Raw genomic sequence first — 26951 nt, 5'->3', positions numbered from 1 at the left:
GAGCACTTCGGCTGGAAGGTGTGCGAGGAGGCACACCGCTCATCCCAGGGTGCCGGCTTTCTCAGCCGCCTGTTCGGCTGGTCGGCGAGCGGGCATGAGCACGGCACCCCACACACGCACGAGAAGAGGCGCTCGCTCGTGCTCTTCATCACCGACGGCGAAAACGACAGGAGCGATGAGGCGCGCACCATGCGCATCCTCGAGGAATCGCAGAAGCGCGGCGACCAGGTCTACTTCCTGTTCATCGGCGCCTGCGAAGACAAGGGCGTGACGTTCGAATTCGTGCAGAAGATCGCACACCGGTTCAGGAACACCGGCGTGGTGGTGATCCGCGATCTCGAAGCCTTCGTGGCGCAGTCGGACGAGGAACTCAACGCCACCCTGCTGGGTCCCGAACTCGTCGAGTGGCTCAAGTCGTAGCCGGCAGGGTTCGTCCCAGCTTGCCCTTCCCGACGCGGCCTCGTCGATGCCTGCGGGCGCTGGCCTGGGGCATCACTCCGCAACTGGCCGCAGCGGCTGCTGCAGCGCAGCCGTTGGACGACTACATCAAAACCCTGACCGTCCCGGCATCGCCGACGGCAGCAACGTCGTCGGGGCTGGCCGCATTCAGGTGGAGACCGGGCTGCACCGGGAATACCGCAGCAGCAATGGCGCGCAGTCCCGGACGCTGTTCCTGCCCACGCTGCTGAGAATGGGGCTGAGGGAGAATTTCGAGTTCCGCATCGAGAGCAACACCTGCACCCGGACGACGGAGACCGACTCGACGCAGGGGATGGCAAGACGTGGGTCCTCTCCAGGCTGGGCATCTCGTTGCACAAGACGGCTGCGCGTGGGGCTTGCGCCATGTTCGCCGGACTACACAGCGCGAGCGCCCTCGGCCGCGGCGCTGTCGGCATCCTCGATCTCGATCGTCGTGTGTGACAGAGCGAACCGGGTGGCCATGGCCCCGCGCGCCGCGGCGAGCACGGTCTTGGCGTCCGCGCCGCCATCGACGACAAGGTGGCAGCTCATCGAGTCCAGGCCGGAAGTGATGGTCCACACATGCAGGTCGCGCACCGCAGTCACTCCGGGGATTGCGAGCAGCGTGCGCTCAAGCAGCGCGACGTCGACTTCGGGCGGTGTGCCTTCCATCAGGATGTGGATCGCCTGCTTGAGCAGGGTCCAGGTGCGCGGCAGGATGAGCAGCCCGATGCCGGCGCCGATCAGCGGGTCGGCAAGCTTCCAGCCGGTGAAGATGATGATGCCGGCGGCGACCAGCACGCCCAGCGAACCCAGCATGTCGCCCAGCACCTCGAAGTAAGCGCCCTTCACGTTGAGGCTTTCCTTCGAGCCGGCCGCCAGCAGCTTCATGCTGATGAGGTTGACCACCAAGCCGGCTGCGGCCACCGCCAGCATCGGCACACCCAGAATCTCGGGTGGATTGAGGTAACGCTGGTAGGCCTCGTAGAAGATGTAGACCGTCAACAGCAGCAGCACGACGGCATTGGTGAGCGCGGACAGCACTTCCATCCGCACATAGCCGTAAGTCTTCTGTGGCGTGCGTGGGCGCTCCGAGAAGCGGATCGCCAGCAGCGCCAGCGCCAGCCCGCCGGCATCGGTCAGCATGTGTGCGGCGTCGGCCAGCAGGGCCAGGCTGCCGGTCCACAGGCCGCCGACAACCTCGATGGCCATGAAGGCCGAAGTCAGTGCCAGCGCCCAGATGAGGTTCTGCCGGTGGCGCCCCGCTGCCGTACCGGAGGGTTTGCTGTCAGGCAGACGAGTTGCTGGAGTCGTTACTTGAGGCTCATCGATCATGTTCTTCCTTCTGGGGTAGGCGTAAGGATTCCTTCGTAAATGAATAAGATCGCCGGGAAACCCTTGTCACGCTTGAGCATCAGACGTGAAAATCCCCGGCAGCAGAACTCCGCGTGGGTTGAGATTTGATGAATCATACGGGCAGAGATCGCTCGCTAATCACGTACATTTTTACACTGCGATTCTTACTGCAGGTCCCTTTGGCCAACTTCCAAGGCACGAGGAGAGATTCGCGACGAGCTAGTGGCCATTTTCTGCATTGCCCGTGCGCCGCTTTAGGTGCTCGGCAGTCCGCTCAACCTGGAACAGGCTGATGTCGTCTTGCGTACTCCCTTTGGGGTGGAAAGGCGTGCTGATTACCTCAATAAGCCTCAAGATGTAAATGAAGACAAATGCGATCAGTCCTATGGCGACGAAGGAGGTCGAGAATGGCTCAAGGGCCGTCAGAAGCAGAAGACCGATGGTGCCGAGCAGCACTGACTTCGCCAGAAAGAACGCCGACGGGATGAAGCGGATCGACTGGATGTAGTTGACGCGGAACAGATTCCGAACCAGTTGCGCTTGCTCCTGCTTCAGCTTGACAATGTAGTTGGGCGGCACTTCGGCCTTCTCCATCTGCGCGAAGAACTCCCCCAGCGCAAACACGTGATGGTGGGTCTCCCTGTTGCCCGACACTACATCGTCGCGCAAGCTGTTCAGCGCCGCGAGCAGTCCTTCGCGGAACCCCTCAATGTCCAACGGGTAGCGGCGACTGATCAAGAGCACGTCCTCGTACATATTCTCGACGATAGCCGTGAATTCCGCGGGAAGCCGCTCGCTTTCCTTGTAGTCTGCGATGGTGGCCGACAGGATGAACCCGAGGATGAAGAAGCCACCTGCGACCGCGGTGGCGTGTAGGGGGCTCAAGACCAGCATCTCCCAACCAAGCAAGTGAACGACGAGCTTCAGCCCGAGCACCAGCGCGAGCCACGCCAGGCTTCGAATGAAGATCTGCTGCTTGGATATCCAAGCTCTCATACGAGGAATTTGCAACATTTCAAGTTGAACCTTGCCCAATCTACGACTATGCACGAGCGACTCGGAGCCTCCGCGAATATTTTTTCGCAGCCAACTGATAAACATCGAGATAGAAGGCGTATCAGGCCTGCGGGGTGAATCGCCCAACCGAGTAAACCTGCCAACCCCATTACGGCGCCAAATCCCGTCGGGATCAGCGCGACAAAGTAGAGCCAGCGCTGATGGGTCAGCGCCGTCACCGCCAGTAATGCAATCGCAATTGCCAGCAAGGCATCAGAAAGATCAAATTGATCATCGCGATAATTGCCTGAGTCATAATCCTTCTGATCCTGTTCGGCCTTGATGCGCAATTCTTCTTTTTTCTTGTTTTGCTCTGCCGCCAGTTTCTCGTATGTCTGGATGGCATCGATATAGGCCGCTTGTTCCGGTGGCGCTTTTCCTGCCGCAGCCAGTCTCAGCTGAACGACAGCGGCTTGGGCGATTTCTTCGCGAATATTGCGTGCCTGATAAAACGCCCAGCGGTCCAGCTTGTTGGCCTGCGCCTGCTGCATTCCCTGAACGATATTATCGTCCTTGACCTTGCAAATCCCCATGAAGGTGGCGAGGAAAGCGACGGTGATCGCCACTAGCATATTCAGGCGCGCCACACTGCGTTCGCTGGCCTGCATCTGGTTGGCCTGTTCCACAGCATCTAAAACGGTAATTTCCATTGCTGAATCGCCTGATGAAATGAATAAATGCCGACACGCATTTTACCCGGCTTTGACACCGCCAAGTCACACGCCCAGTGCAAGGCCTTGATCGGCAAGGCTTTCTAGATAATGAACACGTTAATTTATGTTTCTTGAAAGTCTGCATCGGCTCGGACAAGTTGACTCAGGGATTCGGTGTGCGGTCTGCTGTCAAGCCGCAGCCGCACTCGGCACCGCACCAGCGGCCGCCCGCTCAGCCGTCTTGTAGGCCAGCAGTCGCAACGCGTTGACCACGACGATCAGCGTCGAGCCTTCGTGAAACAGCACCGCGGTGCCGATGTTCAGGCCGAAGATCGTGGCCGGGATCAGCACCGCGACGACGCCCAGGCTCACATAGAGGTTCTGCTTGATGATGCGGCTGGTGCTGCGCGACAGGCCGACAGCGAAAGGCAATTGCGCCAGGTCGTCGGCCATCAGCGCGACGTCGGCGGTTTCCAGCGCGACATCGGAGCCCGCCGCACCCATCGCGATGCCCACTGTCGAGTTGGCCATTGCCGGCGCGTCGTTGACGCCGTCGCCGACCATCGCGACCTTGCCGTGCTGGTCACGCAGCGCCTTGATCGCATCGACTTTGTGCTCGGGCATCAGATCGCCGCGCGCCTCGGTCAGGCCCACACTCTTGGCCACCGCCTCGGCCACTTGCTGGTTGTCGCCAGAAATCATGATCAGTCGCTCGATGCCGAGCTCGCGCAGTTCGGCCATCACCCGCGCGGCCTCCGGCCGTGGCGTATCCATCACGGCGATGACGCCCAGGAACCGCTGTCCATGACGCACCACCATCGTCGTACGGCCCGCGGCAACCAGCTTGTCATTGGCCGCTGCCACCTCGGGCGGCAGCGTCGAATCGGGCAGTTCGGAGAATAGCACCGGCTTGCCGATCACCGCCGTCTCGCCAGCGACCTGCGCCTGCACGCCGCGGCCGGTAATGCTTTTGACGTCGGATACAGCAGGCAGTGCGACCCGTCCGCCCAGCCGCTCGGCGGCACCGGTGACGACGGCCGAAGCCAGCGGATGGTCGCTGCCTTGTTCGACCGCCTGGGCCAGGGCCAGCAACTCGTCTTCGCTAACCCCGGGCATCGCCACCACATCCGTCAGCCGCGGTTTGCCTTCGGTCAATGTGCCGGTCTTGTCGAAGGCGATCGAAGTCAGCGTGCCCAGGTTCTCGAGCGGCCCGCCGCCCTTGACCAGCACTCCACCGCGGCCAGCGCGAGCCACGCCGCTGAGGACGGCGCTCGGCACCGAGATTGCCAGCGCGCACGGGCTGGCCGCCACGAGCACCGCCATCGCACGGTAGAAGCTGGCTGAGAACGGCTCGTCGATCACCACTCCGGCGAACAGCAGCACCACTACGAGCACCAGCACTGCCGGCACAAAAAGGCGCTCGAAGCGTTCGGTGAACTGCTGCGTTGGCGAGCGCTGCGCCTCGGCCTCGGTGACCATCTTTACCACCCGCGCCATCGTCGATTGCTCGGCGCGGCGGGCGACCATCACCTCGATCGCGCCCGAGCCGTTGATCGTGCCGGCAAAGACGCGATGCTCGGCGCTAACGCGGTCGAACGCGGCCAGTGCCGCCGGCGCGTCGGCCACTGGCCGCTTGTCGACCGGAACGCTCTCGCCCGTCACCGGCGCCTGGTTGACGCTGGTCGTCCCGACCACCACCACGCCATCGGCAGGCAGTCGTTCGTTGGGGCGCACGATCACGACGTCGGCCACCTGCAATGCGGCGACGGCGACTTCCTCGGTTCCGGCGGCGCGGCGCACGGTGGCTGTCTCTGGTGCCAACTTGGCCAGGGCTTCGATCGCCTTGCGGGCGCGGCCCATCGCGTAGTGCTCCAGCGAATGTCCCAGACTGAACAAGAACAACAGCAAGGCGCCTTCGGCCCACTTGCCAAGCGCTGCAGCGCCGATGGCGGCCACCAGCATCAGCGTGTCGATCTCGAAGCGCCTTGCGCGAAGGTTGTCGAACGCTTCGCGAACCGTGTAGTAGCCGCCGAATAAATAGGCCGCGACGTACAGCGCCGTAGGCAGCCACGCCGGACTGACGACCACGCGTTCGAGCAGCCAGCCAACACCCAGCAGCGCGCCGGCAGTGCCGGCGAAGACGAGTTCGGTCATCTCACCGAATGGGCCGCCGGCGTGCGAGTGGCCGGCGTGGTCACCGGCTGCCTTGGCGTGGTCGTGACCGGCGTGGTCGTCCGCTTTCGCCGCGTCTGCCGGTGCCGCATCGGGCGCCTTGAGGCCCAGCGTGGCGGCGTGTTCAAGCAAGACCTGCGCCGACACCTTCTGGCGGTCGTATTCGATCCGCACCGCGCCCGAAGCAGCGACATCAGCTTCGAGCACGCCAGGTATACTGCGCAGCCCGTCGGCGACGCTGCGCGCGGCGCGCGCATGAAGCGCTGCGTCGGCGCGCACAACCAAATGCCCGAAGCGCTCGCTGATCTCCGCGCCCGCGGCATGAACCAGTTCTCGGACGCGGCCGATGTTGATCTGTGCCGGGTCGTAGTGGATGCATAACTGCGGCGCGTCGGCGTCGCGCGCGACATGCGCCTCGGAGATACCGGGCCTTCCCGACAGCGCGGCGATCAGTCGGCCGACGCAGCGGTCGTCGGCGTCGGGCAGGAGCAGCGGCAGGTCGAGCCGCAGCCGGGTCGTTGGTTCGTTCATTGGCACTCTCTTTCGTTGTTATGCTGCAGGGCCGACTGGTCAAAGCATTTCATCGGCGGACCATCACTGCGCCTGTCACTGGCGATAATATTTTTGAAGCCATCGCGGATGGCACCTTGAACTGGGTAACGGCCGCTGCAATCGGCTTAGCGTGCTTGATTTTCCATTTTCCGAGATGCCCCCTATTGGGCGAGTGCTCTTTCTGCAGCGTATATCGACCGATGCTCAGCGATCCCATCTTAACGACATTGAACCGGCTCATTTGAGATCTCTTAGCAGTTCCAGCATATGTTTAAATTCTCCGCCCACGCGATCCAGAGTAAATTGGTACATGATTGCGTTATCAGAAAACTTAGATCGCTCCACATCCATCTCGACGGTGTTGCCGTCGGCACTGATCTGGTTTGGCTCCTGATATTTGATCGCAACTCCTTTATAAGATCCCCCCGCTGGATCTGAGGCAATATGCGATGGGGATGTTGTAGCCAAACCCGGAAAGGATCCCGTTGTATATTGGGCTTTCTTCATGGCCTCATTGAGGTCGATATCGATAGCCTTGTAACCGGGAGTATCAGCGTTCGCGATATTTGAAGCGATTAATTGCTGGCGATAAGCCCGAATACCGAGCGCCATTTCCATGAAATTCTTCGACGAAGGCCCTGCATCGGAAACCGGGAAGTGACGAGGGTTGCCTTTTGACGCATCGTCTCCTTGGCGTTGTATCGCTTGCCCTAAAGCGTTTGCGAAAGAATCGGTAAGCGGCGAAGTCCCTTGGACGTCTGGACGATTTTCAGCATGCCGTATAGAAATATCGGAAGAGGCATTATCGGGGCGATTAATCGGCTGCATGGCGCTCCTTCGATCAACTGGGCAATTGGCGGGGACGGACAGGCAAGTGGTTTGCTATAACTGACCGGTCCCGCTTGGACTCTTGAGATAAGCAACTACCTTAGGGTGAACCGAACAACCTGACTCGCTTTGTCGCCAAGTTTCACCAAAGCCGCCGCCTTCATGCCGGGCTGGATCTTGAAGGCCCCTTGCGCCTGCAACTTGTTGCCCCCGGCCGGCAGCAATTTGGCTTCTGTTTTCTCAGATGCGGACAGCAGCGTCATCGTCGCTGACGCGTTCTTGGTATCTACCGGCTGATCATGGTCGGTGACGTAAAGCGTGAGGGCATCGGCCTTCGCCACCAGCTCATAGTTGATGTCCTTGACGACCGAGACGATGCCGCCATGCTGCGGTTTGACGTCGTGGGCATGTGCCTGCCCCGGTTTTTCGTCATGGGCGTGGCCCTTGTGATCGTCCGCGGCCGAGGCCTGGTGGATGGCGCAAAACGCAGCGAGAACGGTGATGACATGCAATAGCTTCATGGGGTTGCTCCCTTTGGGTTGATAACTTGATGAATGGCGATGCGGCTCTTCCATGTACCCGGGCGTGCCGGCGACATAGGTGCAGCCCCCCGCCTGGCGGTTGCAGGGGGTGGTTTCGCATTGCAGCGTCGTGTGAACGACCTTGAAGCGCTGGGCCAGGTGGGAATCAAATTGCCCTCCGGCGAGAAAGAGCGGTCGTGGACTACATGGGCGGTCAGGCTGGCCTGACCGCCACTCAGCAATCGAAGGCTGACCAGGTTGACGACCAAGCCGATGCCGGCGATGACCAGCATTCCCGTCGGGTGGACCTCGGGCGGATGCAGGAAACGCTGATGTGACTCGGCCAGGATGTAGAGGGCGACGGCAAAGAGCAGCAAGGCATTGAACGCCGCCGCCAGGATTTCGAACCGGTGGTAGCCATAGGTCCGCCGGGCGATGCGGATGGCAGCCAGGGCGATGGCGAGCGCGGCGGCATCGGTAAACATGTGCGCAGCGTCCGAGATGATGGCGAGGCTGCCGGTCAGAATGCCGCCAACGACTTCGGTCATCAGGAAGCCGAAAGTCAGCACCAAGGCAAGGCGCAAGGCCCACTCGTTCCCGGTACTCGGCAGCGCGTGGGTGTGGCTTGCACTCATGGTGGCGGTTCCTTTCCGGAGTGGCGTTTCTTCGATCCCTGCTTCACTTGCTGCAGCCGACGCCGGAGTTCGGCGGAAAATTTCGGCTTCGACGTGCGCTTCCCCTCGCGCCAGCAGACAAAGACGTAGAAGGCCAGCATGGCAATCCCCAAGCCCAGGCCGACGACGATCAGCCGAAACTCAAGGTGACTGTGGAGGAGATGGTCGAGCATGGGGTGACGCTCCCGCCATCAAGACTGCAGCGCCTTGCCGCAGTTCGGGCAAAACTTCACCCCCGGCGCCAGGCTTGCATTGCAGGCGGCGCAAGCACCGGGCAGCAGCGTTGTGCCGCATTGCGCGCAAAAGCGCGCGCCCGGATTGGGCACGATGCCGCACTTCGGGCAAGAAGGGCCACCGGCGGCTACCCTGCCACTGGGCTGCCCGGTATTCGACGGGTAATTTTGTCCCCAGCCATGATCACCGCCCGGATAATTCCCCTGGCCGCGATGATGACCTCCTTGATGACCTCCTTGATGACCACCTTGATGGCCCCCGGACATCCCCTGCAAGAGCTTTTCAAAAAATCCCATAACATCCTCCGCGATGTGAGTCGGTCGTTATGTGACCGGTTGCCTGATTCGCAGTTTCAGCGCCAAGCCTCCGGTCACGCCTGCAAACCTTATGCTTGTGTCGGCTCGGGGGCCGACTCGGCGGTGAAATCCTCTTCCTCAGCATCTTTGCCATGGACAAGACGATAAAGAAGGGGCAGAACGAGAAGCGTCAGTGCAGTCGATGACAGGATGCCGCCGATCACTACCGTGGCGAGCGGACGCTGAACTTCGGCACCGGTGCCCGTTGCTATTGCCATGGGAACAAAGCCGAGGGAAGCGACCAAGGCCGTCATCAGCACGGGACGCAAGCGGGTCAATGCTCCCTCGTGAATGGCATCATCCAGAGTGCGTCCTTCTTCTCGTAAGCTACGGATGAACGCAATCATCACCAGCCCGTTGAGTACCGCCACACCGGACAAGGCAATGAAACCGATACCGGCTGAAATCGACAGCGGGATGTCTCTCAACCAAAGCGCAACGACACCGCCCGTTAACGCGAACGGAATGCCGGTAAACACTAGCAATCCATCTTTTGCATTGCCGAACATGACAAACAGCAGCGTGAACACCAGCAGCAAGGCAACAGGTACGACAATTTTCAGGCGTTGAGAAGCCGATTCCAGTTGCTCGAAGGTTCCGCCCCAGGAAGTCCAATAGCCGGTCGGAATTTTGACCTCTGCCAGGCGTGTCTGGGCTTCGCCCACGAACGAGCCGATGTCCCGTCCCCGAACGTTGGCACTGACGACCACGCGCCGCTTGCCATTCTCCCGGCTGACTTGATTGGGCCCCGGCGCGACTTCCAGGCTGGCGACCTCACTTAAAGGGATATAGGTGGTACGCCCCTCGATGCCGTTGCTGACTGCAGTGCTTTTTGGCAAGGCGATCGGTAGACGCTTCATCGATTCGATATCAGAACGCAGGTTATCGGGTAGACGAACGACAATATCGAAGCGTCGATCGCCTTCGAACATGGTTCCAGCCTCTCGACCACCAATGGCCGTCGAAATTGCATCCTGAACATCGCCGACGTTGAGCCCATAGCGAGCGGTCTTGTCGCGATCGATGTTGACGGTCAGCATGGGCAAGCCGGTCGTCTGCTCCACCTTGACTTCGGATGCGCCGGGTATCTTTCCCAGAACGGCGGCAATTTTGCCCGCTGTTTCGTTCATCACATCCATGTCGTCGCCAAAGATCTTGATCGCGACGTCGCTGCGGACCCCGGAGATCAACTCGTTGAAGCGCAACTGGATTGGCTGAGAGAATTCATAGGTATTGCCCGGCAGCTTACCCGCGGTCTCCTGTATGGCTGCCAGCAGTTGATCCCTGGATTTCTTCGGCTCGGGCCACTGCGCTTCCGGCTTCAGCATGATGTAGCCGTCCGAGATATTGGGGGGCATGGGATCGGAAGCGATTTCAGCCGTTCCTGTCCGCGCAAACACACGCTCGATTTCCGGGAAATCCGCTTTAAGCCGCTTTTCCAGTTGTTGCTGCATGGCAACGGACTGGGACAGGCTGGTTCCCGGAATCCGCAGTGCCTGAATGGCGAAATCGCCTTCATTCAAACTGGGAACGAATTCACTCCCCATGCGGGTGGCGAGCAACCCGGAGAGAATGACCATAACGACGGTAAAGACCAGGACCACAGGCTTATTGGTCATGACACTGGCCAGCGCTGGCTTATACCAGCGCTTGGCGGTCCGCATCAGGATGTTTTCCTTTTCTCCCACCTTCGCACCGATAAACAGCGCTACTGCCGCCGGGATGAAGGTGACGGAGAGGATCATGGCGCCAACCAGAGCCGTGACCACGGTGAAGGCCATAGGATGAAACATTTTCCCTTCGACGCCGGTGAGCGCAAAGATTGGCAGGTAGACAATCATGATGATGAGTTGGCCGAAAAGCAGCGGTCGGCGTGCTTCCCTGGATGCGGCAAAGACCTCGTGGAAGCGCTCGGTCCGGGTCAGCGGCCGTCCGTGATGCTCTTGGGCATGGGCCAGTCGGCGCACGCAGTTTTCCACGATCACGACCGCACCGTCGATGATGATCCCGAAGTCGAGGGCTCCGAGGCTCATCAAGTTGGCACTGACGTGGTAAGTCACCATTCCTGAAAAGGTAAACAACATGGAAAGCGGGATCACCATAGCTGTGATTACCGCTGCCCGGATGTTGCCAAGGAACAGGAACAGAATGACGATGACCAGAACAGCGCCCTCAAGGAGATTCTTCTTGACGGTATTGATCGCCTTATCCACCAGAACAGTCCGGTCATAGACGGTGACCGCCTTAACTCCTTCGGGCAGGCTGCGGTTGATTTCCACCATTTTCTTGTCTACGGCTGCAGAGACGGTTCGACTGTTCTCGCCAATCAGCATGAACACCGTACCGAGGACGATTTCACGACCGTCGTCGGTGGCGGCACCGGTACGCAGTTCGCGGCCGATACCGACCTCAGCTACATCGCGAACGCGGATCGCCACCCCTTGCACATTGCCGAGAATGACATTGCGGATGTCCTCGATGCTCCGTACCTGGCCTGGCGCCCGGATCAGATACTGTTCGCCACGCTTCTCGATATAGCCTGCCCCGACGTTGCTGTTGTTGCGGTCGAGAGCGGTTACGACGTCTTGCAACGTCAGCCCATAGGAAGCGAGTTTTTCAGGGCTGGGCGCAACCTGGTATTCCTTGGCAAACCCGCCGATCGAGTTGATTTCGGTAACTCCCGGCACATTGCGCAACTGCGGTTTGATGATCCAATCCTGTATCTCGCGCAAATCGGTCGGTGTATAGGCGCTACCGTCTGGCTTTCTGGCTCCGTCTTCGGTTTCTACGGTCCACAGGTAAATTTCCCCCAAACCTGTCGAAATTGGCCCCGTGGCCGGCGAAATTCCAGCCGGAAGCTTTTCCTTGGCTTCCTGAATACGCTGATTGACCAGTTGGCGAGCGAAATAGATGTCCGTTCCATCCTTGAAAATCACTGTGACTTGGGACAGGCCATAACGCGACAGGGAGCGGGTTTGTTCCAGATGGGGCAATCCGGCCATGACGGTCTCGACCGGATAGGTCACCCGTTGCTCAACCTCCAATGGTGAATAACCAGGTGCCGCCGTATTAATCTGAACCTGGACGTTAGTGATGTCGGGCACCGCGTCGATCGGCAGGCGCTGGTAGTTGTAGATGCCCAGTACGGCCATGCCAAGCACGGCCAAAATGACCAGCCAGCGGTGCTCGATGGCGAGGCGAATGATGCGTTCAAACATGTTGTTCTCCCCCACCTCAGTGGCTATGCTCGGCGCTGCCCTTGCCGAGCTCCGATTTCAGGACAAAGCTACCGGCTGCAGCGTATGGCGTTCCAGCCTTCAAACCGCTGAGCACTTCGATCAGCTTGCCGTCAGAACGCCCCAAGGTGACGGGTTGGGCAACAAAGCCGTCAGCCACCTTTATAAAAATAACGCTCTTGTCCCCGATCGTCTGGATTGCTTCGGCCACAACGCTTACCGGGACTTCGGCCTCACCGGAGACCACTTCGACATTAACGAACAAGCCAGGCCGCCAGGCCATCTTTGGGTTGTCCAGGATGACACGCGCCTTGGCCGTACGGGTCTCCTGGCCGAGCAAGGCGCCAACATAGGAGATGCCGCCTTCCGCCTTCGATTCGAATGCAGTCGCCTTGACGACGACCTTTTCGCCGATGCGAACGATGTTCAGATCCTTGGCGGGAACAACGATTTCCGCCCAAACCGTGGACAGGTCGGAAACCGTGAATATGCTGGCATCTTCCTTGACCGCTTCGCCGAGCGCGATGTGCTTTTCCACGACCATGCCATCGAAAGGTGCCCGGATTTCATAGCGGTTGAGGCTTCCCGAAACGCTCGGGCTTGCCCCCAGCGCAATCAGTTTTTGCTGGCTGTTGGCGACGGCAATTTCAGCTTCCCGCAAAACCTGCTGTGCCAGGAGGTAGTCCTGCTCGGCGGAAATTTTTTCTTCCCAGAGCTTTTTTTCCCGCTCGTAGGTCGATTTGGCAAGCGTCAGGCGCTTCTGCGCCGACAACAGTTCGCTGCGCTGCTCGGAGAGTCCGGTACTGGCGATAACTGCCAATATCTGTCCGCGCTTGACCAATTGCCCAAGGTTGGCCGGGACACTTTCAACGACACCAGCTAACCGCGGCACAACGTGAGCTGTCCGATCTTCATTGAAGCGGATCTCACCCGGCAGTTGTGCCGCTGTTCGGATTTTGGCAGGGGCCGCCTTCTGGATACTGATGGCGGCCGATTTGACCTGCTCATCAGTCAGTTCGATTTTTCCTTCTTCCCTCGTATCGATGAACAGGAACGGTGTATTAGCCATCTTAGCGGTAATAGCTGCTTCAAAGGCATGGGGTTCGGCGATCGGACTGGTACTGATCAGGAAGTCTTGTTCCGCCTTGAAGGCCACTTCCTGCTTTTCTCCGTTCGGCCGCGTCAACGTCACAGAAACCTTAGCTGCTGAAGGGGCCAAGGGCTTGTCCTGTTGGAACAGCCAGACACGAAAATGAGGCTCACCACCTTCTTCAGCCAACAATAACTCCAGGCCAAATCCATCTTCGGTAAACAACTTGCCTCCATGAGAGCCCGTCTTCGGTCCATCCTCATGATGTTCTGCGTCGCTGTGGCCTTTGGCGTGATCATGGCCGTCACCGTCCTGAGCGCCATGATGCTCGGCATCAGCATGCCCCTTGGATTCGGCATGGCTGGCATGCTCACTCTTCTCTGCTGATTGACCCGAAGAGGAAGAACCCAGAATCCAGCCGCCAGTAGCAATGCCCATCGCCAAAATGACAGCGATGGCGATACCTTGTTTTTTGGAAAGGTTAAAAGCGTTCTTGTCGATATTGAATTTCACTGCTTGCTCCTACGGACGACTTGGCATTGGGGACGACATTGAATTGCTGGAGCCCAGTACGCGCTCTAGTTCGGCAGCAGTCCGATGCGCCTCGGACAAACTTCTCAGGTATTGGGCTCTTGCCTGAAAGAAGGTGCGTTGAGCATCCAGGACTTCCAGAAAACTGAATTTCCCAAGCTCGAACCCTTTGCTGGCTGCGTCATAGGCGCTGCGTGCGCCGGGCAGAATTTCGCTTTGTAAGGCTTGCGCTTCAACGACCAGTGACTTCAAGCGTTCCTGGTTTTGTGTGACTTCCGTGCTTAAGCGAACCTCAGTGGCGCTGAACTCATCGCGAGCCTTATCCGCCCGCCGCAGTGCTTCGAGTACATTGCCCTGGTTGCGGTCGAATATCGGGAAGGGGATCGAGACGCCCACGATGGTTTGGTTGCGCCCAAGTTCTTCAACCTTTTTTGAACCCAAGCTGACCGTGACGTTTGGAAACCGCCGAGACCGCTCGACATCGGCAAGCGCTGCAAAACGATCGGTCTCGTGGCGTGCTCGGGTAAGAACCGGGGAGTTGTTCAACCGACGATCGATCTCGTCGGCGGAGAGAATTTCTGGCAGATTGTCGATACGCCCTTCGACCTGTTCAAACCGTGGCGTCTTACTTCCCCAGGTCGCTGCCAGACGATTTCGTGCTGCGACCAAATCCCCTTTGGCTTGATTCAACTCCACCCGTGCAGACGCCCCAGCAACGCGGGCCTTGGTTTCCTCAACGGGAGAAATTTTGCCGGCCGTAACCCGGCGCGATGCAGCTTGGGTAGCGCGTTGGGCGAGGCCGAGCAAATCCTCTGTTTGCAGTACCCGTTCTTGAGCCACCAGGACATCGAAGAAGGCGCCAACGACGCTAGCTCGGATACCCTGACGTTTGGCCACCAAGTCGGCAGCGGCTACATCCCGTCCCCGCTCGGCGGAAACAATCCGTGCAGCACGCCGGCCCCCCAACTCGATTAATTGGCTGATCTGAACGGTTGTGGTTCGGGTCGCCTTATTCTGCGTATCTTCAACCAAGGTTGAAACTTCCGGGTTCGGCAGTATCCCTGCTTGAATCACCGCTCCCTCGACTGCTCGCAATTCATTGGTTGCGGCAGATAGTTCGGGATTGGCCGCTAGCGCGAGATCGATTGCAGCGGAAAGGGTTAAGGTTCCGGTCGGTTCCTTGGCAAGCGCAGGTACGGCTTCGATCAGCGACGGCACATTTTGCGTCTGCGCCCAGAGGTTGGTGCTGGCAATCACCGTAAATCCGAAAAGGGTTCGGACCAGTAAAGCGATAATTGGTTGTTGGCGGTACATCCGATTCTCCGTTGATGAAAGACACATCAGGAAATCGGCGGGGCGCCACACCGCAAGCGGCTTGGCATCGTGCGCAGCTCAAGCTGCGGCAAACAGATATGGGAAAAGTAACCCAACCCCGCCGATCAGGCGGAGATCGACCAGTTGGGACGTTCAGGCAGATCGCTAGGTGGCGACGTCAAGAAATGGGGAGACCACGGGTGATCGGCTACGCCACCAGCAACCTGCTGGGTATTGGTAACACTGGTTAATACTGCAATACAGCTGGCATGGCAGACGGCACAATCACTGTCGATGCCAGAGAGTTGGCCTTTGGCCGCCTTGGCGCTATCGTCAGCCTGATGTTTGTGCTCGTGGTGACCAAAATGATGCGCAGTAGCGCCTGTTTCATGTTGGCAATAGCTCGCCGCCACCGACCAGGTAATCTGGAGTGACAGTAAGATCAACAGGAAAACGGCAAGCCAACGACGCATGTTGATAATAGTAGCAGAGTGAGAGCAATAGGGATATTAGTGATGTCTTTGCACCGAAGTTGCAAGATTTGTGGCAGATAGCTCGATTACCTGCCACTCTTCTAGGCAACATATTTTCTGGCAGGCTAATTAGCCACCTTGGTAGAGCGCTTCATGCTGCTTTTTTTCTTCCGGTGTCATCTTCAGAGAGGGGGCCGGCGTGTTGTGGTTGAGTTTATCCACATGTTGCCATTTACCATCACGAAGGACATATTCGTGCGGGACAAGCACCCAGCCTTGATCACCGCCAACATATCGATACTGACCATCGGCGCTAATCGGGTTACGTTTAAACTCCTCAAGCTCCTTTTGGACTTGCTGAGTGGTTTTGTTGCTGGAATCATGCGACGGGTAGTATTTTACCGTTCCGTCGGGCCCGCTATGCATGACCGACTCCGCCAAGGCCTGTCCTGACAGGACCAATCCGGCACAAAGAACAGGGATAGAAAAGACTTGTTTAACGTTCATGATAGGAACTCCTTCATTAAATACCGGTTCATCGGTTTTGATATATGCCGAACAACGGCCTGGCATGGATGAACTATATGAAATGGGCTCTGACAGAATGCCAACAGGAAGTTTACAAATTTGACATCTTTTGCTTCGTGAAGAAATGAAATTACTGGTCGTCGAGGATGAACAAAAGCTTGCGCTGTACTTGCAAAAAGGCTTGGGCACGGCAGGCTTCGTGGTTGATATTGCGCATGATGGGGTAACCGGGCTTCATATGAGCCTGGCGTTCGATTATTCGGCAATTATCCTTGACTCCATGTTGCCGGGAATGGACGGACTTACCCTGCTTGCCGCTTTGCGTACCAAAAAACAGACGCCAGTCTTGATGCTTACAGCCTTGGGCAAGGTGGAGGATCGGGTCACCGGATTGCAAACAGGCGCAGACGATTACCTGGTCAAACCCTTCGCCTTTTCTGAGCTGATTGCACGGATTCAAGGTCTGCTTAGGCGATCAGCACCACATCAAGTGGAGACGCAATCAAACAGGCTGACACTTCATAACCTCGAAATGGATCTGGTGCGCCGCAAGGTCTCCAGGAACGGTCAGCGCGTCGATCTGAGTGCCAAGGAGTTCCTCCTGCTTTCTCTGTTTCTCAGGAAACAAGGCGAGGTGCTGTCACGAACCGAGATTGCCGAGCAGGTTTGGGATATGAACTTCGATAGCAACACCAATGTCGTCGAAGTTTCGATCAAGCGACTTCGCGCCAAAATGGATACGCCCTTCGAGACGCAGTTGCTGCATACCGTACGCGGCATGGGCTATGTCCTCGAACTGCGCGAATGAGACTCAGAACAATGATCAATCCGACGCTGAGCAGTCGCCTCATACGCTGGCTCGCTTCGCTGAGTTTGGGTGTTCTGGGGTGTTTGTGCCTCGGAGTCTTTTTCTCGGTCAAAGCCAACCTTGAAACACAACAGGACCTGCGTCTTGAAAAGCTCAGCACGGCAATTCGGCACCTGTTTGAAGAAACACCGGGACACCTGCAACCGGGGTCGCTTGAACACGACCTTGACGATCTTCTGAAAATCAATCGGGACTCGCATCTCAAGTTAATCGATAGGCTGGGTGAGGCTCGCTTCATCTCGATGCCAAGTGCGTGGCCATCAAAAGCTCGTTTTTATTCGTTTGCACTCCCCGATGAAGCACAGAGGACAGATTTTGCCGTTGCCGAATTGGCACTTGAGACTGCGCCCGATGAAGCGATTCTGGATCGCCTCGCAGCCATCCTCTGGGGGGCTGCGTTGATCGGGAGTGCGGCAATCACGCTGGGCGGCTACCTGATCGTTTATTTTGGACTGGCCCCCATTCGGAAGCTGGCTGAGCAAACGCGCAGTCTCGCAATCCTTTCCCTCGACAAGCGCTTGGAAACAGCGCGAATCCCGGCCGAGTTGCAAGTTCTCGTCGATCAGTTCAACGATTTGCTGAATCGACTGGAAAAAGCCTATCAGCAACTCGAAGGGTTCAATGCCGATGTGGCGCACGAATTGAGAACCCCATTGGCGAACATCATCGCCAGCAGCGAGTTGGCCTTGCGTAGCAACGACAAGGACGAACACCTGCGCGATTGCATCGGTTCGAATCTCGAAGAAATGCACAGGCTGTCGTGCATCGTCAATGACATGCTATTCCTGTCGCAAGCCGACCGGGGTGCTAAAGCTCGGCGGATGCCCGTTCAAAGCCTTGCCCAGCTCTGCGCCGAAGTGGCCGACTACTACGAAGCGGTGCTGATCGAATCTGACCTTCAATGGTCTATCGAAGGCGATGCATCAGGCCAGTACGACGCGGCGCTGCTCCGGCGCGTGCTGTCCAATCTGCTGAATAATGCGGCTCGGTATGCGGATCACGGAAGTTCAATCGTGATTCGTATCGCCGCGGAAACTCATGGACACATCAAGCTCTCGGTGATCAATCGAGGGGAACCGATTTCTGCTGAGAGTCTGCCTCATATCTTCGACCGCTTTTTCCGCGTAGACGCCTCACGTAGCCACGGCCATCAGAATCATGGACTGGGTCTCGCCATCGTTGGCGCGATTGCCCGGATGCATGACGGGGAGGCCTTCGCAAAATCCGCCCATGGTGAGACAGAAATAGGCGTACGACTGGCCTGCTGACGGCCCCGCTGCTTTTGCCGATGCCGACCAACAACGGGTCTTTAGTCTTTGGTTTGCGGTGCAGAGGTTCGCAACATCCGCAGACCGTTGGCGACGACCAGCAGGCTGGCGCCCATGTCGGCAAACACCGCCATCCACATCGTGGCATTTCCGAATACTGCCAGTCCAAGGAACACGACCTTGATCCCAAGAGCCAGGGCAATGTTCTGCCAGAGTACGGCGTGGGTCTGGCGAGACAAGCGTATGGTTTCCGGAATGCGCCGCAGGTCATCGTTCATGATCACCACGTCGGCTGCTTCCATGGCCGTATCGGTCCCGGCAGCACCCATGGCCACGCCGATGTCGGCACGGGCCAGGGCAGGTGCATCGTTGATGCCGTCGCCGGTCATCGCGGTCGGGCCATAGCGAGCCTGCAAATCTTCGATGGCCGCCAGTTTGTCCTCAGGAAGAAGATTTCCCCGGGCGTCGTCGATGCCGGCTTCCTTGGCGATGCTCGCGGCCGTCGCCGCATTGTCGCCGGTCAGCATGACCGAGACGACACCGAGCCGGTGCAGATCGGCCACCGCCTCCCGTGAGCTTTCCTTGATGGTGTCGGCCACCGCAAAAATCGCCAGCACCTGCTGTTCCGTCGCCAGCATGGTGACCGTCCGGCCTCGCGTCTCGTGCACCTGAAGGCGAGCCTCAATTTCTGCACTGCACAGAGCGCGTTCCTCAATCAGGCGATGATTGCCGAGGATCAGCAGTTGGCCGTCGGCACGCGCTTCCACACCCCGTCCGGCAAGGGCGAGAAAATCGGTCAAGCCGTTCTCCGGAAGCCTGAGACCGGTCGCAATCGCTTTTGAGACCGGATGGTCCGAGTGCCCGGCGAGGCTGGCCGCCCAAGCGAGCACCTGGGATTCGGGGATCGTCGAGGGAAGGAGTTCCGTGGCGACCAGACGGGGTTTGCCTTCGGTAATGGTGCCGGTCTTGTCGAGGGCAATGACGCGCAGTTTGCGGGCCTCCTCAAGATAGACGCCACCCTTGATCAGGATGCCGCGTCGGGCCGCTGCCGCCAGCCCGCTGACGACTGTCACCGGCGTTGCAAGCACCAGTGCGCAGGGGCAAGCGATGACCAGCAGCACCAGGGCCTTGTAGATCGCCTGCGTCCAAGTCCAGCCGAGGAGCCAGGGTGTCAAAATGGCCACGGCAAGTGCGATGCAGAACACAGCCGGGGTGTAGATTGCGGCAAACCGATCCACGAAGCGTTGGGTTGGCGCTTGCGTCCCCTGCGCCTGTTCGACCGCGTGAATGATGCGGGCCAGCGTGGTGTTGTCGGCAGCAGCCGTCACACGGAACTCCAGGATGCCGGTTTCGTTGATCGTGCCGGCAAATACCGGGTCGCCTACCACCTTGTCAATCGGGATACTTTCGCCGGTGACCGGCGCCTGATTGACCGCACTGCTTCCTGCCGTCACCTGACCATCGAGCGGTATCCTGGCGCCGGGTTTGACCCGCACGCAGGACTCCAGCGTTACCGCTGCGGCCGGAACGTCCAGCCACGTTCCATCAGCCTGCCGAACTTCCGCCGTCTCTGGCGTCAGGTCGAGCAGGCCCTTGATGGCGTTACGCGCCCGATCCACGGAGCGGGCTTCGATCAGTTCGGCAATGGCATACAAGGCCATGACCATCGCCGCCTCGGGCCACTGTCCTATGAGGAAGGCCCCGGTCACCGCCACACCCATCAGCGCGTTCATGTTCAACTGCCCGCGCCGCAATGCCGCCACGCCTTTGCTATAGGTGGAAATGCCGGACAGCCAGATGGCGACGACGGCCAATGTCATACCGAAGCCCTTGAAAGGCAATGTGTCGGGCGCGAAGAAATCCAGCGCTTCCGCGCCGACGGCTAGCCCCAGTGCCACAATGCTTCGCCATAGCTCACTGACGCTGGCGTTTTTATTCGCTGCCACCCCTGCCGACACCGGCTTGGGGTCAAACCCCGCCTTACGGATGGCGGCCAAGGCAGCATCGAGGGCATCCGTCGTCGCATCTATTGAAACGGTGCGTGCCGACAGTTGGAAACGCAGGGAACGGATCCCCTCGATACCGGCCACCGCTCGACGGATGTCATTCTCCTCGTTCGGGCAGTCCATGCTTGGAATCAAGAAAACGGGCACGCCATCGCTTTGAGCGAGATCGGATGCTGCCGGTCTTTCTGCGACTGCGGGCGCTGCTGCCGAACAACCGCCGGCACATCCGCAATGGGCGGTTTCCTGAAGGGGCTTGGGGTTGGGATCAAGACTCATGGCGTTCTCCTTGTTTCCCACATTAGAAACCCTTGAGTGACTACAGAGTCAAGTGATTACAATAAAGAAAAATATTCGGAGCCAAAGCAATGCTTGAGTTCGTCAAAGTTCTGGGATTGTTCGCCATAACCGCGCTGGCCGAGATTCTCGGCTGCTATCTGCCGTGGCTGGTGCTGACCCAGCAGCGTTCAGTTTGGCTGTTGATCCCCGCCGCCGTTTCCTTGGGGCTGTTTGCCTGGCTGCTGACCCTACACCCAGGTGCCGCCGGGCGAATCTACGCCGCCTACGGTGGTGTTTACGTGGCGATTGCCCTGATCTGGCTATGGCGAATCGATGGCGTTGTCCCAACTCGATGGGATCTTGTCGGCAGTGGGGTCGCACTGGCCGGTATGGCGATCATCATGCTCCAACCGGCTCGGCCCGTTTGAGCGGCAGGAGACGAAGATGAAAATCGGGGAGCTGGCCCGCCTTGCCGGTACGAATGTGGAAACGATCCGCTATTACGAGCGTGATGGGCTGCTGCCGGTAGCGGCACGCAGCGACGGCAATTACCGCATCTATGGGGATGCCCATGTCCAGCGACTATCTTTTATTCGGCGTTGTCGCAGTCTGGACATGATGCTGGATGAAATCCGGGTATTGCTGCACTTCAAGGAGTCACCCCAGGAAAACTGCGCGGATGTGAATCGTCTGCTTGATCGGCACATTGGGCACGTCGCCCAACGGATGCAAGAACTCCAAGAACTGGAGAGGCAACTAAAAGACCTGCGTGAGCGGTGTGGCGAGGCGCGGGATGCTGCCCACTGTGGCATTCTTGACGGCTTGTCTCAAGCGTTTGTACCTTGCGGCAAGACGGCATCCCATGTTCAGGGAACGCATCGGCATGGCGCAAACCGCAGCTTGGCGAAAGGTAATCAAGGCAACCAAGTTTGATGGCATTAGCTTAGCGTACGATTTATTCCGTTTTCTGTGATGGCCCCAATCAGCGCTAAGTCCAATTTTGACACGTATGTCTGCTGTACCTGTATCCGACACCGAGCAGGACGCCGTGTTGGTTGGCTGGACGTCGACGAAGCCCCGCGCGATACCGTACGAACGATAAGGAGGAGGCTCTTCCAGGGAGTTCATTACCTGATAACTCTTATTATCAGTTATACGTTTATACGCCAGATCGGGCATAATCGCGCTATCCGACCTCCCGGGAGCCTGCCATGTTGCGCCAGATCCGCTATGAATCCGCCCAGCGTTATTACCTGGTGCGTTGCGCCCGCAATCTGTTTGGCGACCTGGTGCTGTCGCGCTACTGGGGTGGCCTGGGCAGCCGGCGAGGCGGCGAGCGGCATGCCGTCATGGCCGATACTGACGCGCTGGCCCAGGCACTCGCCGAGATTGCCCGGCGCCGGCAGCGCCATGCTTATCGCGAGGTCAGCCGCCAATGAGCCAGAACAGCGAAGTCCTGCTGCCGACGACGCGCTACACCCGCGCCGATTTCACCGCCTTACGGGCGCATCTGAACCGGCTGCCGGCCCACCAAATCAGCTCACTTTATTACGCGGAAGACGATCTCGAGGAACTCGGCTGTAGCACGCCGAGCGCCTTGCTCGCTCGCCTTGAGGGGCTACGCGATCGCCTGATCCTGCGCGCTTCTGAGAAAAACCCGAATCTCGCCGAATTGTTGCGCTCGGCCCGGCAAAAGCAGCTCTGGTCGGCGAAGGTGATCGATTTCCTGGTCCAGGCGGCGGAAGACGACATGGCCGTGCCGCGCCGCCAAGATACGGTGTCAGCCTGGTTCAAACCGCGTATTGCGCAGGTGCTGCGGGGCGAGCAGGTGCGCTTCCTGGGCGAGCTGATGGCGCTGATCGAGGTCCGCGGTGAGGGCTGGTGGCGGCCCGTTCCCCGGATCGGCGCCGGCAAGGCGGCACGCCTCGAGGCCTGGCTGGGTCAGCATGCCGCCAGCCTGGGCGAATTGCAGCGTCAGCCTTTGTCGGTGCTGAGCGGAGAACTGGTGCTCCTGTCGCCGGACACCTCCCGGCTGGTGCCGATCGAACGTGCCTTACTACCGTCCGCGCTGGACGGCCACGATGGCGTGAACCGCAATGAGCGATTTTGTCAGATCGCGGCCCGCAATGACTACCAGGCCATCGAAGCCTACCTCACCAAATTTCGCCATCAAGAAAAAACGCGGCGCGCTTACCAAAAGGAAATCGAGCGCTTCTTGTTGTGGTGCATCACCGTCCGTAAAACGGCCTTGTCGTCAACGCTGCAGGACGATTGCGAAGCCTACAAGGACTTCCTAGGGCAGATTCCGGCGCCCTGGATCGGCCCGCGGCGTCCGCGTTCCGATCCGCGCTGGCGGCCGTTTGTCGGGCCCCTATCGCCGGCCAGCCAGCGCTACGCCGTACAGGCGATCCGTTTCTTCTTTAACTGGCTGGTCGATGTCCGCTATCTGGGCGGCAATCCCTGGGCGACGGTGGGCGATCCCGCCGTGGCGCGGTCGATCTTGCCCCTGCAGATTGACAAGGCGCTGTCCACCACCCTCTGGGACAAGCTCAGTCAAAATGGGGGAATACTCGATCAACTCTGTTACACCGATGATAATTCCCTGCGTGTACGCTACAAATTGCGGGGCGCTACGGCAAAGTTGTCGATGTCAGCCCAATTTCGCCTGGTCCGCGCCGCCTTGTTGCTCATTGGCGATACCGGCCTGCGCCGCGAAGAGGCGACTTATGCCACCCGCGACAAGCTGAAACCCCTGACCGACGCGGATGGGCTCTGGGAACTCGACGTACTGGGCAAGCGCAACCGGTGGCGAACGGTATTTCCTTCCCCACGGGCGATAGCGGCATTGCAGGCCCACTGGGCAGATCGCGGCAGCGATTTTAGTTTTGCGATGGTAGAGACGCCCTTGTTGTCGCCGCTCTCGGCCCCCGGTACCCGAACGGCCGCACTCAAGCATAGGGATAGGGAGGGCCAGATGCGGGATCAGGGATTTAGTGGGGACGGCCTGTACCGGGTGATCAAGACGGCGCTGCGGCGGATCGCGGCGGATGAAGGTTTTACGTTGAGCGACGCGGAACGAGCCCACTTACGCCAGGCAGCTCCGCATGCGCTTCGCCATACCTTCGGGACGCAAGCCGCAGCCGGGGAGGTACCGCTCGACGTGATTCAAAAAGTCCTGGGGCATGCCAGCCTACAGACGACAACGATTTATGTGCAGGCGGAAAAGCAGCGGAGTATTACTGAGCTCGGGAAGTTTTTAATAAATCCGAATAAGCGCTTTTCTGACCCGTCAAATTGACACCCTGAAAAGAACACAGGCCGGTATCCCGGCCTTAATAAATCATCTGCAAGCACAGAATTAGGCGAACTGACTCACGACCATGAGCAATGCGCTGATGTGGCAGAAATAACGCTATTTAAATCCTTTGGGTGCTATTTCCCGTAACAACTCACCTAACGGCGCTCGGTGGCAATGGCTGGGATATCGAGGTGCTTGGCGAGCGGAGCAAGCTTCGAACTGTGCCGATTCCGAACGCTTCTAGAAACGGCAGCCGATGTCCGAGTTCCAGATCTGTCTTAAGCTGAACCGCTAATCGACTTTAGTCTGTCGTCAATTTCGCGCTTCCATGCTCGCCAAGCGTAAAAGTCATCTTTCCCTGCGAACCAGGTGACGTGATCGCCAGTGCCCTGGTACGGATGCCCCTTGGGTGAGATATCGATCCATGCTTTTGCCGCGAGACGAGCCAGCTCAGCCGTATCCTTCGATTTAGCGTGGTGAGTGAGATCCCGTACGAGACCTGAGTTGCCGAAGGTGTCGATCAGTCCGCGAGGCGTGTTTCGATTGGCTTTGCAGAAATCGTTAATCTGATGCTCGAACTCGGCCAGATCGACTGAAAAGCTAACCACCTCCAGCTTCTTCGGATTCTTTCCAAACAGCTCAACGACCATGTCATCCAGACGTGCTTCTTCGGCTTGAAGGCGGTCGCTATCTCGTTTGACTTCGGCTTGCTTTGCCGTACGCTGAGCCAGCTCGAACGCATTGCCCATCTGATCAAGAATCTCGAAGGCTCGCTTGAGGGCAGTGATGTCCTCAGCAATGATTGCACGATCACCGTCGTTGAGATGATTCGTAATCCCCAAGACCTCCTTGCACGTTGATGCAGCAGCTCTCGATCTGGTTCTCAGGCGTTTTGCCTCATCTGCCGATCGCCATGCACTGTTTGCAAAGTAGTCAGCGAAGACTTCACTTCTCGTTTTCTTTTTCTTGCCAGCCATAGGTGTGTATCCAACAAAAAACTCCCCGGAGGGCGTTAGTTATTGAGCAATCAGATTGTCCAGGTTGTCTTCAAGCAGCTTCTTGAGCTTACCGACATCAAGCCCCTCGGCCTGGATTTTCGCCTCACGGTCAGTGTAAATCAGCTTTATCGGTGAACGGAGGCCCGGTCTGGAGATTTTGATTTCCTGGCGACGCTGCATGCGAACCGATGAGGATTTGAATTTCGACTCAATCCACGAGCGAATCTGGTTCTGACGGATCTTGTCTTCAGCCAACAGGGCAATAGCCTCAGTAAAAACTTCAGGCTCGTCACGGGCGATATCTTTTAACTCGTTGGCCTGAGTGGCACCAAGAATCTTCGGATTCACTTCGAGGATAGCTTTTGCCCCATCCGGAAAATCGTCGAAGCCAAATAGGAAGCCAACGAGTTGGCGCGAAACACCAAGCACCTGACCGATCTCGCTATTGGTTTTGCAGAACGCGTGATCTTTGAGAAGCTTTGCATGTTTAAAGCGCTCGTAGTCAGAAAGCTCTTTGCGAACAAAGTTATCCGATGCCAAAGCACATGCAGCTTCTGAGTCGGTCATATGGCGAACCACAACCGGCACATTGGCGTGGCCAAGTCTGCGGCACGCTTCGAGACGGTGGTGGCCAGCGATTACTTCGTAATTGCTAGAGTCTAGCATTCGCACCACTACCGGGCTGATCACGCCGGATTGGACGATGCTGGCCATTAGCGTCTCTATGTAGTCGCTGTCGGCAACAGCACGCACCTGGAAGGGGGAGGGTCGGATTAGAGCAACAGCAAGCTCAGTAACGGCAGCTTTATGAGCGCTAGAGTCTAGCGTTGTCGGCTTTTTGACCTTCACAGGGGCGGTGCTAGAGTCTAGCGCCGGGGTCTCGGGAGTGATTTCAACTGGAGTGCTAGAGTCTAGCATGGCCGCTGCGGGAGCATCGGGCATCGCATCAACGACCTTCTGGTCTGGCTTGCCGATCTTTCCGCTGCTCATCAAACCGCTTACCTTCGCCATGGCAATCTCCCTTAGTTTCCGCGTGTGGACGGAATAGATTCGTCGAATCCAGCCAGCGTAATCTTGTAACGTCCGAGCAGCGATTTCGCAAGATCAAACATAGCTTTTGCACCTGGACTATTTTGGTCTTGCTCGACAACAGCACCTTTGGATTCCGCACCCGGCAACGCCTGTTGGCGATGAAAACCCGAGAACTGCTGGATCACATTTTCGTTGAGCTGATGCGGATACTTGGCCACCAATACTTCGAGCGCTTCTTTCGATTGCTTGTAGATCGCCGAATAACCATTAGCCACGATTTCAACGTCAGAGGCGTGATTTGGAAAGGCTGCGTTGATTTCATCAACGTTGCCCAATAGGATCGGCAGGGCTTTGAGGTTTTCGCGATCGAGCCAGCATACGGCAAGTTGAGTACGGCTCGCCACCATGACGTTCATCGAAAGCAATGATGTACCAGGAGCTGAATCAACAACGATCACGTCGTATTGACCAAAGAAATCGGTATTTGCAGCGAACAGACGCTCGAAAACAGTTTCTCGCTGCATCTGGTTCATTAACCAACCGTCAGCGTTGGTGAGCGTAATGTCGGCTGGGATGATATCGAGCATACCACCCAGAAACACAGTACGGACAGCACGGCTGACATCTGCATGACCCTTATTGGCCACTGACTCTTCCATCAAATGGCCTATGTGGGTGATGTCTTCGCTTGAGGCCTCGATGCCCATCATGTTCGTCAACGAGGCCTGCGGATCTGCATCGATCATCAAGGTCTTGTAACCCATAAAGGAGAAGGCAGTAGCCAAATTGGCAGCGACCGTTGTCTTGCCAGTTCCACCCTTTGCCATGCGGCAATTCACAACTGGTGGGCGTTTCGGCTTGATTGTGGACTCGTCGATCTCGTACTGTGCAAGCTTGAGATTACGAACATCAGACGGGCGATATACATGCCGGGAGCCGTCGCCAGACTCCTTGCCGGTCAGCTTTTTGAGTATATGTAGAGAAATTGACGGCCAGATAAGTGCATCACAGACGTATTTGCCCCGAAATGTGGGGTCGCGCAGCGCTTGTGTTTCCGACATGACATACCTCGTTTCGAATATCAACGAGCGTTATCGTATATGACAACAGTGTCGATAACAATATGTTTTTCGATTTTAAGCGAATGTAACTCAAATATCGAAACGGCGCGA

The 26951-nt window shown here is 58.1% G+C and carries 26 protein-coding genes; 7 read left to right on the top strand and 19 right to left on the bottom strand.

Annotated features, from left to right (window positions below; all coding sequences use genetic code 11):
- On the top strand, nucleotides 1–420 hold a 420-nt coding region (locus tag WBK19_RS17860; protein WP_511292146.1), incomplete at its 5' end, for a vWA domain-containing protein.
- Nucleotides 421–855: 435 nt separating this feature from the next.
- Here the strand turns inward: WBK19_RS17860 and WBK19_RS17855 are convergent.
- The 15 genes from WBK19_RS17855 to WBK19_RS17785 form a co-directional block, all read right to left on the bottom strand.
- Entirely contained in the window at nucleotides 856–1794 is a 939-nt protein-coding gene (locus WBK19_RS17855; protein ID WP_424191401.1) for a cation diffusion facilitator family transporter, read from the bottom strand.
- A 240-nt stretch (nucleotides 1795–2034) separates the two neighbouring features.
- A complete protein-coding gene (locus tag WBK19_RS17850) occupies nucleotides 2035–2829 on the bottom strand; it encodes a hypothetical protein (RefSeq protein ID WP_511292144.1) in 795 nt (264 codons plus the stop codon).
- Nucleotides 2808–3521, bottom strand: a complete 714-nt coding sequence (locus WBK19_RS17845) for a DUF4337 domain-containing protein (protein WP_494650581.1) — start codon at nucleotides 3519–3521, stop codon at nucleotides 2808–2810. Before WBK19_RS17845 ends, WBK19_RS17850 begins: the two co-directional genes overlap by 22 nt.
- 192 nt (nucleotides 3522–3713) lie before the next feature.
- A complete protein-coding gene (locus WBK19_RS17840) occupies nucleotides 3714–6227 on the bottom strand; it encodes a heavy metal translocating P-type ATPase (RefSeq protein ID WP_424191395.1) in 2514 nt (837 codons plus the stop codon).
- A 49-nt stretch (nucleotides 6228–6276) separates the two neighbouring features.
- Nucleotides 6277–6489, bottom strand: coding sequence for a hypothetical protein (locus tag WBK19_RS17835; protein WP_175145404.1), 213 nt, complete (start codon nucleotides 6487–6489; stop codon nucleotides 6277–6279).
- Entirely contained in the window at nucleotides 6486–7076 is a 591-nt protein-coding gene (flgB, locus tag WBK19_RS17830; protein ID WP_494650583.1) for a flagellar basal body rod protein FlgB, read from the bottom strand. Before flgB ends, WBK19_RS17835 begins: the two co-directional genes overlap by 4 nt.
- A 95-nt stretch (nucleotides 7077–7171) precedes the next feature.
- Complete coding sequence (locus WBK19_RS17825; RefSeq protein WP_494650584.1) at nucleotides 7172–7597, bottom strand: hypothetical protein; 426 nt, start codon at nucleotides 7595–7597, stop codon at nucleotides 7172–7174.
- A complete protein-coding gene (locus tag WBK19_RS17820; RefSeq protein ID WP_511292141.1) occupies nucleotides 7594–8232 on the bottom strand; it encodes a cation diffusion facilitator family transporter in 639 nt (212 codons plus the stop codon). Before WBK19_RS17820 ends, WBK19_RS17825 begins: the two co-directional genes overlap by 4 nt.
- Nucleotides 8229–8444, bottom strand: a complete 216-nt coding sequence (locus WBK19_RS17815; RefSeq protein ID WP_511292140.1) for a hypothetical protein — start codon at nucleotides 8442–8444, stop codon at nucleotides 8229–8231. Before WBK19_RS17815 ends, WBK19_RS17820 begins: the two co-directional genes overlap by 4 nt.
- Before the next feature lie 18 nt (nucleotides 8445–8462).
- Nucleotides 8463–8801 carry a zinc ribbon domain-containing protein gene (locus WBK19_RS17810; protein WP_511292138.1) on the bottom strand — a complete coding sequence of 113 codons (339 nt, stop codon included), beginning with the start codon at nucleotides 8799–8801 and terminating at the stop codon, nucleotides 8463–8465.
- Between the two features lie 89 nt (nucleotides 8802–8890).
- Entirely contained in the window at nucleotides 8891–12079 is a 3189-nt protein-coding gene (locus tag WBK19_RS17805) for a CusA/CzcA family heavy metal efflux RND transporter (protein WP_511292136.1), read from the bottom strand.
- Nucleotides 12080–12095: 16 nt separating this feature from the next.
- Nucleotides 12096–13700 carry an efflux RND transporter periplasmic adaptor subunit gene (locus tag WBK19_RS17800; RefSeq protein ID WP_494650591.1) on the bottom strand — a complete coding sequence of 535 codons (1605 nt, stop codon included), beginning with the start codon at nucleotides 13698–13700 and terminating at the stop codon, nucleotides 12096–12098.
- A gap of 9 nt (nucleotides 13701–13709) precedes the next feature.
- Complete coding sequence (locus tag WBK19_RS17795) at nucleotides 13710–15032, bottom strand: TolC family protein (protein WP_494650592.1); 1323 nt, start codon at nucleotides 15030–15032, stop codon at nucleotides 13710–13712.
- A 125-nt stretch (nucleotides 15033–15157) separates the two neighbouring features.
- The gene (czcI, locus tag WBK19_RS17790) at nucleotides 15158–15505 is read right to left on the bottom strand and encodes a cation efflux protein, CzcI family (RefSeq protein WP_494650594.1); all 348 of its coding nucleotides are present in this window, start codon (nucleotides 15503–15505) and stop codon (nucleotides 15158–15160) included.
- Between the two features lie 129 nt (nucleotides 15506–15634).
- Nucleotides 15635–16012 (bottom strand): hypothetical protein, encoded by a 378-nt coding sequence (locus tag WBK19_RS17785; protein ID WP_494650595.1) that lies wholly within the window; start codon nucleotides 16010–16012, stop codon nucleotides 15635–15637.
- Between the two features lie 145 nt (nucleotides 16013–16157).
- On the opposite strand from WBK19_RS17785, the gene WBK19_RS17780 reads away from it, so the two are divergent.
- Both WBK19_RS17780 and WBK19_RS17775 read left to right on the top strand, forming a co-directional pair.
- Nucleotides 16158–16841 carry a heavy metal response regulator transcription factor gene (locus WBK19_RS17780; protein ID WP_494650596.1) on the top strand — a complete coding sequence of 228 codons (684 nt, stop codon included), beginning with the start codon at nucleotides 16158–16160 and terminating at the stop codon, nucleotides 16839–16841.
- Between the two features lie 11 nt (nucleotides 16842–16852).
- The gene (locus WBK19_RS17775; protein ID WP_494650597.1) at nucleotides 16853–18169 is read left to right on the top strand and encodes a heavy metal sensor histidine kinase; all 1317 of its coding nucleotides are present in this window, start codon (nucleotides 16853–16855) and stop codon (nucleotides 18167–18169) included.
- A gap of 41 nt (nucleotides 18170–18210) precedes the next feature.
- On the opposite strand, the gene WBK19_RS17770 is transcribed toward WBK19_RS17775, so the two are convergent.
- Nucleotides 18211–20451, bottom strand: a complete 2241-nt coding sequence (locus tag WBK19_RS17770; RefSeq protein ID WP_511292132.1) for a heavy metal translocating P-type ATPase — start codon at nucleotides 20449–20451, stop codon at nucleotides 18211–18213.
- 89 nt (nucleotides 20452–20540) lie between these two features.
- Between WBK19_RS17770 and WBK19_RS17765 the strand changes: the two genes are divergently transcribed.
- From WBK19_RS17765 to WBK19_RS17750, 4 genes are all read left to right on the top strand, one after another.
- The gene (locus WBK19_RS17765; RefSeq protein ID WP_511292130.1) at nucleotides 20541–20879 is read left to right on the top strand and encodes a YnfA family protein; all 339 of its coding nucleotides are present in this window, start codon (nucleotides 20541–20543) and stop codon (nucleotides 20877–20879) included.
- Nucleotides 20880–20895: 16 nt separating this feature from the next.
- Nucleotides 20896–21384 carry a Cd(II)/Pb(II)-responsive transcriptional regulator gene (cadR, locus tag WBK19_RS17760; protein ID WP_511292128.1) on the top strand — a complete coding sequence of 163 codons (489 nt, stop codon included), beginning with the start codon at nucleotides 20896–20898 and terminating at the stop codon, nucleotides 21382–21384.
- Between the two features lie 278 nt (nucleotides 21385–21662).
- Nucleotides 21663–21890 carry a WGR domain-containing protein gene (locus tag WBK19_RS17755; protein WP_511292126.1) on the top strand — a complete coding sequence of 76 codons (228 nt, stop codon included), beginning with the start codon at nucleotides 21663–21665 and terminating at the stop codon, nucleotides 21888–21890.
- On the top strand, nucleotides 21887–23749 hold the full coding sequence (locus tag WBK19_RS17750) for a site-specific integrase (protein WP_511292124.1): 1863 nt from the start codon (nucleotides 21887–21889) through the stop codon (nucleotides 23747–23749). The genes WBK19_RS17755 and WBK19_RS17750 overlap by 4 nt, the downstream gene beginning before the upstream one ends.
- 278 nt (nucleotides 23750–24027) lie before the next feature.
- Here WBK19_RS17750 and WBK19_RS17745 read toward each other — a convergent pair whose 3' ends face one another.
- The 3 genes from WBK19_RS17745 to WBK19_RS17735 are packed head-to-tail and all read right to left on the bottom strand — an operon-like array spanning nucleotide 24028 to nucleotide 26840.
- Nucleotides 24028–24726, bottom strand: a complete 699-nt coding sequence (locus WBK19_RS17745) for a hypothetical protein (protein WP_511292122.1) — start codon at nucleotides 24724–24726, stop codon at nucleotides 24028–24030.
- 39 nt (nucleotides 24727–24765) lie between these two features.
- Nucleotides 24766–25758: a ParB/RepB/Spo0J family partition protein gene (locus WBK19_RS17740; protein ID WP_511292120.1), complete on the bottom strand. Its 993-nt coding sequence runs from the start codon at nucleotides 25756–25758 to the stop codon at nucleotides 24766–24768.
- Between the two features lie 11 nt (nucleotides 25759–25769).
- Nucleotides 25770–26840, bottom strand: coding sequence for a ParA family protein (locus tag WBK19_RS17735; protein WP_511292118.1), 1071 nt, complete (start codon nucleotides 26838–26840; stop codon nucleotides 25770–25772).
- Nucleotides 26841–26951: the final 111 nt, after the last annotated feature.

It is taken from the genome of Azonexus sp., assembly GCF_049652925.1.
Lineage (GTDB): Bacteria > Pseudomonadota > Gammaproteobacteria > Burkholderiales > Rhodocyclaceae > Azonexus.
The sequence above is the reverse complement of the archived record's forward strand: the minus strand, read 5'-3'. Positions and strand labels throughout refer to the sequence as shown.